Source organism: Pseudomonas citronellolis (assembly GCF_900112375.1).
In the GTDB taxonomy this organism is placed as follows: Bacteria; Pseudomonadota; Gammaproteobacteria; order Pseudomonadales; family Pseudomonadaceae; genus Pseudomonas; species Pseudomonas citronellolis.
Genome location: NZ_FOLS01000037.1, coordinates 61,937 through 71,925 on the forward strand (window position 1 = coordinate 61,937; position 9,989 = coordinate 71,925).

Below are 9,989 nucleotides of genomic sequence, written 5' to 3' on the forward strand. Positions count from 1 at the left end.
GCGCTTCAGCCGGTCAGTGGCTGCTCCGTGCGCGGCAGCGCGTGGGGCGCGCGCAGGCGGGCCTCCAGGGTGCTGACGAAGTGCCGCGCCTCCTGCTCGTTGCGGAAGTCCACGGCGAACTGATCGAGGCAGACCTGCCAGCGCTTGCCCTGGGCGCCGGCCGACGGACGAACGAGTATGTGCATGGCGCGACACCCGTGTCTGTGTTGGGGGGAAGCTGAGTGTAGTTCCGCCAGCCGGGCTGTCCGGGGCGACTCGACAATCGGCGCCGGGGGCCTCAGGCGCCGCCGCGGCCCTCGCCCAGGCGGGCCCGGTAGGCGCTGGGCGAGAGCCCCATGACCTTGCTGAAAAGTCTTGAAAAATAATAGCTGTCGTCATACCCCAGGGCCTCGCTGACCTGGGCGACGCTGTGCCCGCTGCTGTCCAGCAACTGGCAGGCGTATTCGATCTTCAGGTGCAGGAAGTGCTGCACCGGCGTGCGCCCGGTCAGCGCCCGGTAGCGGTTGACGAAGTGGAACTTCGACAGGTTGCAGAAGGCCGCCAGTTGGGCCAGGTCCAGGCGCTGGTGCAGGTTCTCGCGCATGTAGGCGTGCAGGCCGTCCAGGTCCAGCCCGCCCTCGCGCAGCGGGCGCAGCAGCGGCAACTGGCAGAGCAGGGCGCGCAGGCGGCTGGCGGCGAGCAGGAAGGGCTGGAAGCGGTAGCCGCTGTGGCGCGCCTCCAGCAACTGGGCGAAGCCGCTGAGCAGGGCATGCTGCACGCCCCAGTGGCGCACCGGCGAGGCCCCGTAGCCGGCGGCCTGGCGCAGCCAGGCGGCGCCGTCGCCGCGCAGGTGCACCCAGGAAATGGTCCAGGGCTGCGAATCGTCGGCGCGGTAGGCGTGGGCCATGCCCGGCGGCAGCCAGACCAGGTCGCCGCAGCCGATGGTCAGCGCCAGGGGCCCGCCGGGGCCTTCGACCAGCAGGTGACCGAGGCCTTCGCTGCAGTAGATCAGCAGGTGGTCGTCGTGGCGCTCGCGGCTCATCTGGTGGTCGCGGGCGCGCCGGTAATGGCCCAGGGAGGTGGGGTAGAGGTCGCGGCTGAGCGGGTGCGCGGCCAGCTTGCCGAGCAGCGTGGGCGGCAGCAGCAGGCGCAGGCTGTCGGCGGGCAGGGGCCAATCCGAGGTTCTCGACATCTGGGTAGCAGGCTCAGCAATTTAATCCATCAAGAACACAATTTAGTCGATCTTGGCGCCTGCATGCCGGTGATAGCTTTGCCCGGGAAGGAGGGGGCGTGATGGCCTCCCGCAATAAAAGCCGGTTGGTCCCCAGGGCAGCCGGTTCGGCCGAGGGGCGCGGTCTCCCAGGAAGGCTCCGCCGGCTTACGACCAAAGGTTGATGGCGGCCCCCCGCGGCCTGTCCATACTCGTTATTCGACCTCGATAAAAACAATTCAGAGGGTCAGATGATGAATTACCGGCAATCCCATGCCCGCTCCATTGCGGACCCTGCCGCCTTCTGGGCCGAACAGGCCGAGGCCGTGGCCTGGTACCAGCGCCCGCGCAACATCCTCGAAACTCTCCCCGACGGCAGCCACCGCTGGTTCGCCGATGGCCGCCTGAACAGCTGCTACCTGGCCCTCGACCGGCAGATCGCCCTGGGCCGCGGCGAGCAGGCGGCGCTGATCTACGACTCCCCGGTCACCGGCGTGCAGCAGCGCTACAGCTTCCGCGAGCTGCGCGACGAAGTGGCGCGCCTGGCCGGCGCCCTGCGCGCCCTGGGCGTGGGCAAGGGCGACGGGGTGATCATCTACATGCCGATGGTGCCCCAGGCGGCCATGGCCATGCTGGCCTGCGCGCGCATCGGCGCGGTGCACTCGGTGGTGTTCGGCGGCTTCGCCCCCTACGAGCTGGCGCTGCGCATCGACGACGCCAAGCCAAAACTGATCCTCACCGCCTCCTGCGGACTGGAGTTCGAGCGCGTCATCGAATACAAGCCGCTGGTGGACAAGGCCCTGGAGCTGGCCCTGCACCAGCCGGCCCAGGTGCTGGTCTGGCAGCGCCCGCAGGCGATGGCCGAGCTGCACGCCGGGCGCGACCTCGACTGGCGCGAGACGGTGGCCCACGCCGAGCCGGCCGACCCGGTGGAGATGGCCAGCGGCGATCCGCTGTACATCATGTACACCTCCGGCACCACCGGTAAGCCCAAGGGCATAGTGCGCGACAACGGCGGCCACGCGGTGGCCCTGCACTACACGCTGCCGACCATCTTCGGCATGCAGCCGGGCGACGTCTGGTGGGGCATCTCCGACGTCGGCTGGGTGGTCGGCCACTCGCTGATCGTTTACGGCCCGCTGATGAACGGCTGCACCACGCTGTTCTACGAGGGCAAGCCGGTGCGCACGCCGGACGCCGGCAGCTACTGGCGGGTGATCGAGGAACACCAGGTCAACGCGCTGTTCTGCGCGCCCACGGCGATCCGCGCGATCCGCAAGGAAGACCCCAACGGCGAACTGCTCAAGCGCTACGACCTGGGTTCGCTGCGCCAGCTGTTCCTCGCCGGCGAGAAGCTCGACAGCAGCACCCACCAGTGGCTGGAGGAGCTGACCGGCAAGCCGGTGTTCGACCACTGGTGGCAGACCGAGACCGGCTGGCCGGTGACCGCGCCCTGCACCGGGCTGGGCTGCCAGGAGCAGCGCGCCGGCTCCAGCAACCTGGCGGTGCCCGGCTACGACGTGCAGGTGGTGGACGAGGAGGGGCGCCTGCTGGCGCCGGGGCAGACCGGCTCGATCGTCATCGGCCTGCCGCTGCCGCCCGGCTGCGCGCAGACCCTCTGGAACGACCACCCGCGCTACCTCAGCGCCTACCTGCGGGCCTTCCCCGGCTACTACCACACCGGCGACGGTGGCTTCATCGACGAGGACGGCTTCGTCCACATCATGGGCCGCACCGACGACGTGATAAACGTCTCCGGCCACCGCCTGTCCACCGGCGAGATGGAAGAGCTGCTGGCGCTGCACGAAGCGGTGGCCGAATGCGCGGTGATCGCCGTGCAGGACCCGCTCAAGGGCCACGTGCCGCTGGGCCTGGTGGTGCTCAAGGACGACGCGCGCGTCACCGAGGAACAGCTGCAGCGCGAGCTGGTGGCGCTGGTCCGCGAGCGCATCGGCGCGCTGGCCTGCTTCCAGCGCGCGGTGGTGGTCAAGCGCCTGCCCAAGACGCGCTCGGGCAAGATCCTCCGCGCCGTGCTGCGCAAGATCGCCGACGGCGAGGACTACGCGCCGCCGTCCACCATCGACGACCCGGCCATCCTCGACGAAATCGCCGCCCGCCTGCAGGCCGTGGGCCTAGCCCGGGCCAGCTGAACCCACGCGCCGGCCTGCGGGCCGGCTTTCCTCCAGGGCCGCGTTGCGGCCCTTTTTTTGTCCATTTGCAGGAGCGGCGTAGGTGGGGCAGTGTAGGAGCGGATCTCATCCGCGAACCGCGCCGATATGCCCGGCCATCGCGGACAAGGTCCGCTCCTACATTGCAGGTGAGCACGGCTTTTCGTAGGAGCGAGCTTGCTCGCGAACAGACTCCGCTGCGGGGCTCATTCGCGAGCAAGCTCGCTCCTACGAAGAACACCTCGGCGCGGCCAACGCATAGGCCTGCCAACCCTCAGCAAACCGCGAACCACGTTACCTTTCCGATGATTGGCGGATATTCCGGCTGTGAATACGGAATCCGCTGTCGATACAGAAGAGGATGTTCCGTCGGAATATGTCGTATTTATCTGAGAATGCTGAATTATTTAGTGGCAAAACGCCGGATTATGTAACAAATTCGGCTTCAAATAGCCCGGTCGAGCTACTAGGCTCGGCTACGAAGGATCCCTCATAAGAGCTAGAGCAAGAGCCAGGGCATGACCGACTTCTCGACTCTGCCACCCCCGCCGGAGGCCAGCAGCCCGCCGCCAGGCGGCAGCCGCTTCTATCGGCCGCCGCTGCCCGCCGGCTACGTCAGCCGCGCGCGGCTGTGCCAGCGCATGGGCGCGGGCCTGGGTGGGCGCCTGCTGCTGCTTTCTGCGCCGGCCGGGTTCGGCAAGAGTTCCCTGGCCATCGAGTTCTGCGAATCCCTGGCGCCGCACTGGCGCAGCCTGTGGCTGGGCCTGAGCGTGCGGGACAGCGACCCGGGGCGCTTCCTCGAACGCCTGCTCGAAGGGCTGCGCCTGTACCTCCCGGGCCTCGGCGACGACGCCATGGCGGTGCTGAAGATGCGCCAGCGCCACCAGCCGTTCGCCTTCGAGGCCTGGCTCGACGACCTGCTCGACGAACTGGCCGAGCGCCTGTCCGCCGAGGCGCCGCTGCTGCTGGTGCTGGACGACTACCACCTGGCCCAGGGCGCGGTGCTCGACCGCTGCCTGCAATTCCTCCTCAACCACCAGCCGCCCGGCCTGGTGCTGCTGGTCACCAGCCGCCAGCGCCCGGACTGGCACCTGGCGCGCCTGCGCCTGTCGCGCCAGCTGCTGGAGCTCAGCGAGCAGGACCTGCGCCTGACCGCCGAGGAAACCGCCGCCCTGGTCTCGGCCAGCGGCACCCCGGCCAGCGAGGCGCTGGTCGAGCGCCTGATCGAACGCAGCGAAGGCTGGATCGCCGGCCTGCGCCTGTGGCTGCTGGCCCACCCCGAGGGCCTCGGCGGGCAGGGCTGCGACGCGCCGCTGAACGGCACCGAGGAACTGATCCGCGACTATTTGCTGGAAGAGGTGATCGACAAGCAGCCGCCGGAGGTCCAGGCCTTCCTGCTGCAGACGGCGCGCTTCGAACGCTTCTGCGGCGAACTGTGCGACGCCCTGCGCGACAGCCACGACAGCGCCGCCATCCTGCGCCACCTGCAGCGGCACCAGGTGTTCCTGGTGCCGCTGGACGAGCAGGGCCAGTGGTTCCGCTACCACCACCTGTTCTCCGACCTGCTGCTGGCCCGCGAACTGCCGGCCGACGGCCCCTCGGCGGGCTCGCTGCACCTGCGCGCCTGCCGCTGGTTCAGCTCCCGCGGGCTGCTCGACGAGGCGGTGGACCAGGCCCTGCGCGCCGGCCACCCGGAAGTGGCGGCGAGCCTGGTGCAGAGCCTGTCGGAAGAACAGCTGCTGGCCGAGCAGAACGTCGCCACCCTGCTGCGCTGGAAGATGGACCTGCCCGACAGCCTGCTGGCCAGCACGCCGCGGTTGATCGTGCTGTACAGCTGGGCCCTGGCCCTGGCCTGCCAGCTGGACGCCGCCGAGGAACTGGGCGCCCAGCTGGCGCGCTTCCTGCCGGCCGCCGACGCCGCCACCCAGGCCGACCTGCTGGCCCAGTGGCAGGCCCTGGCCGGCATCATCGCCCGCGGCCGTGGCGACATCGAAGGCGCCGAACGGCATTGCGCCGAGGCCCTGGCGCAGCTCCCGGCGGAACGCTCCGGGCCGCGCCTGATGTGCCTGTCGAGCCTGGCCAACCTGGCCATCGTGCGCGGCGATTCCTGGGGCGCCCGCGGCCTCAACCGCGAGGCCCTGGAACTGGCGCAGCGCTTCGGCAATCCCTTGCTGGAAGCGCTGGTGCACTACGACCGCGCCCGCGGCCTGCAGGCCCGCGGCGAGGTGCTGCGCGCCGGCGAGGAACTGGAACAGGGCCTGGCGCGCCTGGCCGGGCAACCGGCGCACCGGCGCTACGCCGTGCGCGGCCGGCTGCTGATCTACCAGGGCTACCTGCGCGGCCTGGGCCTGCAGGGCGACGAGGCGCGGCAGAAACTGCGCGCCGGCATCGAGGAGGCCCGCGCCTGCCGCGACGTCAGCCTGGTGATCGGCTATTGCGCGCTGGCCGGCCTGGAAGGGCGCCAGGGCAACTACACCCAGGCCTTCGCCCAACTGGCCGAGGCCGAGCGGCTGATGCACGTGTGGGATGTGCCGCCGGTGTACTACCTGTCGGTCATCACCCTGGTCAAATGCGAGCTGTGGCTGGCCCAGGGCCAATTGGAGCTGGCCGCGGCCTGGCTGGAGCGCCTGGGCGAAACCTACTCCGGGGCCAACCCGGCGACGCCGCCGGAGTGCCACCCGCAACTGCCGTACTACATCGAACTGCTGCAAGCGCAACTGGCCCGCCGCGAGGAGCGCCCGGCCGAGGCCGAGCGCCGCCTGCGCACGCTGATCGCCGCGGCGCAGCCGGCCGGGGCGCAGATGCCGGCGCGCCTGGCCCAGGCGCAACTGGCCGGCCTGCTGTTGCAGCAAGGCCGCGAACGCGAGGCCCGCGAAGCGCTGGACGCCTGCCTGCAAGGCGCCGTCGGCGGGGCGCTGCTGCCCTTGCAGGAACTGCTGGCCCAGGAGCCGGACTGGCTGCGCGAGCAACTGGAGCAGCGCGCGCCCTGTCCATTGCAACGCCTGCTGCTGCAACGCCTGCCGGCCCAGGCGGAACGCCCGGCCACCCTCGCCGACGGCCTCAGCGGCCGCGAGCTGGCGGTGCTGGAGCTGATCGCCCAGGGCCTGTCCAACCAGGAAATCAGCGAGCGCCTGTTCATCTCGCTGCATACCGTGAAGAGCCATGCGCGGCACATCAACGACAAGCTCGGGGTGGAAAGGCGCACCCAGGCGGTGGCCCGGGCGAAGGTGTTGGGGTTGTTGCGTTAGTTGGGCGCTGAGCTCTTCGTAGGAGCGAGCTTGCTCGCGAACGTGTTCTGCCGTTGGCTTCGGTGCTGGCCTTGAAGAGCGCCCTCTCCCTAACCCTCTCCCTGAAGGGAGAGGGGACCGTTCGGAGTGCCTGGATGCTCTGGAGTTCGCCGGATGCTGTGACACCCGGCTGAAGCCTTGCTTTCAGCCGGCACGGACAAGCCCCCTCTCCCTTCAGGGAGAGGGCTGGGGAGAGGGAACGGAGTCGATCCGAAACACAGCTGCTGCCGGTAAATCCCGTTCGCGAGCAAGCTCGCTCCTACGAAGAGCTGCGATCCGCGCTATTTATTCCTTCGGCGGACTCAAATCCAACGCCTTCGGCGCCGGCGCGCCCTTCGCCGGCTTGGCCAGCTGGCGCTGCACGTCGGCCTGGATGCCCTGCAGTACCGGCAGCAGCTCGCGCATGTTTTCCCGCACTTCCGGGTAGGGATGCTTGTCGGCGAACGCCTGCACCCGCGCCAGCAGCTGGCCGCGGGTTTCGCCGGGCAGGTGGATGAACAGCTCCGGCAACTGCTTGGCCAGTTCGGCGCTGTACAGCACCAGGTCCTGGCGCTCGAACTGCGCGGTCAGGTCCAGGTAGTCCAGGGCGCTGCTGGTCAGCATCGCCGCCGCGGCCTTGGCTTCCTGCATGCCCTTCAGGCGCACCGGGTTGCGCTGTTCGCTCTGCGCCAGGGTCATCCAGAATTCCACCGTCAGGTTGAACAGGATGGCCTGCTCGCGCAGCGAATAGCTCATCAGGCCCAGGGCTTCTGCGCCGTAGGGCTGCCTGGCGGCGCGGAAGTCGAAGTACAGGCGCATCAGCTCCTTGAGCTTGAACAGCACCTCGCGCGCCTCGTTCTGGCGCAGCTCCAGCGGCGCGTAGATGTTCATCTGCGGGCGGAAGTTTTCCTCGCTGACCATGCGCTGGTAGATCGGCCCGGTGAATTCGCCGCTGCGCCGCGGCAGGCTGTTGGCCTGGGTCTCCTCGATCTTCTTCAGCGCGTCGATCAGTTGCTGGTAGTCCTCGCTGGTCCAGGTGCGCTGGATGTCCGGGATGCGCTGGCCGAGGTAGAACAGCTCGTTGCCGGCGGCCGCGGCGGGGCGGCAGACGACCAGCAAAAGGATGGCCAGCGGCCACAGCAGGCGGCGTGTTAGGGTCGGCACGAACGGGCTTTCCTTGCGCGGGAGCGGTCGGCCTAGGTTAGCGACGGGCGGGGCCGGCGTCACCCCGCGCCTTGGTTGGGTGGAGGGGGCATGACGATCCAGGAATCCGGCGCGGTGCTGGCGGTGTTCGAGGACCTAGGCGGCTACGGCGCCCTGGCGCGCCAGGAGGGCAGCGGCGAGGGGCCGCTGGTCAACCACCTGCAGCGCGCCAACATCCAGTTGGCGAGCATTCCGGTGTTCGTCGCCAAGGGCCTTGCCGAGACCACGGTGAACGACCTGCTGGCGGCGGCCAAGGTCTCGCGGCGCACCTTCTACAAGTACTTCGACGGCAAGCTCGACGTGCTCGAAGGCATCTACCGCACCGCCGTGCAGCTGCTGCTGATGCGCTTCCGCGAGATGCGCACCGCCACCGGCAGCAGCGAGGCCTGGTTGCGCGCCATGGTCGCGCGCTTCTTCGACTACCACCAGGCGGTGGGGCCGATCATCCGCCTGATGCACGAGGAAGCGTTACGCTCCGACTCACCCCTGGCCGCGCACCGCCGCCAGGCGCTGCACGAGTTGCAGGCGCTGCTGGAGGAACGTTTCGTCGGCGAGGGCGTGCAACACGCGCCCTTGACCTACCAGGCGCTGCTCTGGGCTCTGGAGGCGGCCTCCCACGAACTGCTCGGCGGTGCCGTGCGGCCCGACCTGGAGGAGGTCAAGCGGGTGCTCGGCGACCTGCTGGTCGACAGCCTCTGCAAGCGCACTACCTAGGTTGGGCGCAACGCGTTGGGGCGCTGTGCTCTGATCGGGCATCGACAACAACGCGCACCGGAGTGCCCCATGTCCGCAACCTATAGCCTGCAACCGCCGCTGGCGGCCGGCTTCGCCCGCCTGGGCTTCGGCGCCCTGCCGCTGGAGGCCCTGATCGACCGCTACGCCCCGGCCGAGGCCGGTTCGCGCTTCATCGAGGTGGACGGCTTCCCGATCCACTACCGCGACGAGGGCGGCCGCGACAAGCCGGTGCTGGTGCTGGTGCACGGGGTGATGGCGTCGCTGCACACCTGGGACGGCTGGGTGGCCGAGATGGGCCGGCACTTCCGCATCGTCCGCCTCGACGTGCCCGGCTTCGGCCTCACCGGCGGCGGCCACGACCGCGACTACAGCGGCGAGCGCCTGGTGAAGGTGTTCGGCCTGTTCCTCGAACGCCTGGGGCTGGACAAGGTCTCCATCGCCGGCAACTCCCTGGGCGGCTACATCGCCTGGAACTACGCCCTGGCCCAGCCGCACAGGGTGGAGAGGCTGATCCTGGTCGACCCGGCCGGCTACCACATGCAGAAGGTGCCGCTGATGATCGCCAGCGCCGCGCTACCCGGCGCCGGCCTGCTGATGCCGGCCTGGATGCCGCGGGCCCTGGTGGCCCAGGGGATCAGGGAGGTCTACGGCAACCCGCAGCGCATCCAGCCCGGGGTGGTCGATCGCTACTACGACATCAGCCGCCGCCCGGGCAACCGCCGCGCCATGATCGACATCTTCCGCGTGCTGGTGAAGGCCAACCGCGAGGAACTGCCGGGCACCCCGGCGCGGGTGGCGCAGATCAAGGTGCCGACGCTGCTGATGTGGGGCGAGCGCGACCGCTGGATCTCGCCGAAGCACGTGCCGCTGTGGCAGCGCGACCTGCCGGGCATCCAGGTGAAAACTTATCCCGGGGTGGGCCACATTCCCATGGAGGAAATCCCGCAGCAGACGGCGGCGGATGCGTTGCGCTTCCTGCATGCCTGATCGGGCCTGCGATGAAAAAGCCCCGGTTCGCCGGGGCTCTTTCGTTGTGCAGGGGGAACGCCTTTCGGCGGATTGCGGACATGGGCGCAGGCTGCGCCGGGATGCTTTTCGTAGGATGGGTTGAGCTTGTGTTCTGCCGGGACACATAGGTAACGCCTGTCGGGACACATGGGTAACGGTTTCCCATGGTCACTCCGGCTGCCTGAGGTCGACCTGCCGGACCGTTTTGTTGATGAAAATGATGTCGAGTACGCCATCCTCCTTGGCGGGGCGGATGGCGACTCGCTCACCCGCCAGACCTTCGCTGACGAATACCATTCGGCCATCGAGGCGAATCTGGCCCTTGGTATGTACCGTCAGCACCCGCTCTCCGGGCTCGTACTCCACTTCCAGCAACTTTTCCGGGTATGGCCTGGGGCTGCTCCGGTAACGCGTCAAGGG

The 9,989-nt window shown here is 69.1% G+C and carries 7 protein-coding genes and 1 pseudogene; 4 read left to right on the forward strand and 4 right to left on the reverse strand.

What is annotated here, in order from left to right; genetic code table 11:
• Positions 1–5: 5 nt before the first annotated feature.
• Both BM060_RS27625 and BM060_RS27630 read right to left on the reverse strand, forming a co-directional pair.
• Positions 6–185, reverse strand: coding sequence for a hypothetical protein (locus BM060_RS27625; RefSeq protein ID WP_009616018.1), 180 nt, complete (start codon positions 183–185; stop codon positions 6–8).
• A 92-nt stretch (positions 186–277) separates the two neighbouring features.
• A complete protein-coding gene (locus tag BM060_RS27630; protein WP_074985014.1) occupies positions 278–1,171 on the reverse strand; it encodes an AraC family transcriptional regulator in 894 nt (297 codons plus the stop codon).
• A 272-nt stretch (positions 1,172–1,443) separates the two neighbouring features.
• Here BM060_RS27630 and BM060_RS27635 point away from each other — a divergent pair, with 272 nt between their 5' ends.
• Complete coding sequence (locus BM060_RS27635; protein ID WP_074985031.1) at positions 1,444–3,339, forward strand: propionyl-CoA synthetase; 1,896 nt, start codon at positions 1,444–1,446, stop codon at positions 3,337–3,339.
• A gap of 536 nt (positions 3,340–3,875) precedes the next feature.
• The gene (locus tag BM060_RS27640) at positions 3,876–6,605 is read left to right on the forward strand and encodes a winged helix-turn-helix domain-containing protein (RefSeq protein ID WP_074985017.1); all 2,730 of its coding nucleotides are present in this window, start codon (positions 3,876–3,878) and stop codon (positions 6,603–6,605) included.
• Between the two features lie 324 nt (positions 6,606–6,929).
• Here BM060_RS27640 and BM060_RS27645 read toward each other — a convergent pair whose 3' ends face one another.
• Positions 6,930–7,787 carry a hypothetical protein gene (locus BM060_RS27645; RefSeq protein ID WP_074985020.1) on the reverse strand — a complete coding sequence of 286 codons (858 nt, stop codon included), beginning with the start codon at positions 7,785–7,787 and terminating at the stop codon, positions 6,930–6,932.
• Positions 7,788–7,877: 90 nt separating this feature from the next.
• Here BM060_RS27645 and BM060_RS27650 point away from each other — a divergent pair, with 90 nt between their 5' ends.
• Together BM060_RS27650 and BM060_RS27655 are read left to right on the forward strand one after the other, a co-directional pair.
• Positions 7,878–8,540, forward strand: coding sequence for a TetR/AcrR family transcriptional regulator (locus tag BM060_RS27650; protein WP_074985022.1), 663 nt, complete (start codon positions 7,878–7,880; stop codon positions 8,538–8,540).
• Between the two features lie 69 nt (positions 8,541–8,609).
• Positions 8,610–9,548 carry an alpha/beta fold hydrolase gene (locus BM060_RS27655; RefSeq protein WP_074985024.1) on the forward strand — a complete coding sequence of 313 codons (939 nt, stop codon included), beginning with the start codon at positions 8,610–8,612 and terminating at the stop codon, positions 9,546–9,548.
• Positions 9,549–9,737: 189 nt separating this feature from the next.
• On the opposite strand, the pseudogene BM060_RS27660 reads toward BM060_RS27655, so the two are convergent.
• Positions 9,738–9,989 (reverse strand): annotated as a pseudogene (locus tag BM060_RS27660) (IS481 family transposase); the annotation flags it as partial.

Excerpts from the sequence above, each read along its gene's own strand:
- BM060_RS27630 (WP_074985014.1), bottom strand. The coding sequence starts at position 1,171 with ATGTCGAGAACCTCGGATTGGCCCCTGCCCGCCGACAGCCTGCGCCTG.
- BM060_RS27655 (WP_074985024.1), top strand. The coding sequence starts at position 8,610 with ATGTCCGCAACCTATAGCCTGCAACCGCCGCTGGCGGCCGGCTTCGCC.
- BM060_RS27635 (WP_074985031.1), top strand. The coding sequence starts at position 1,444 with ATGAATTACCGGCAATCCCATGCCCGCTCCATTGCGGACCCTGCCGCC.
- BM060_RS27650 (WP_074985022.1), top strand. The coding sequence starts at position 7,878 with ATGACGATCCAGGAATCCGGCGCGGTGCTGGCGGTGTTCGAGGACCTA.
- BM060_RS27625 (WP_009616018.1), bottom strand. The coding sequence starts at position 185 with ATGCACATACTCGTTCGTCCGTCGGCCGGCGCCCAGGGCAAGCGCTGG.
- BM060_RS27640 (WP_074985017.1), top strand. The coding sequence starts at position 3,876 with ATGACCGACTTCTCGACTCTGCCACCCCCGCCGGAGGCCAGCAGCCCG.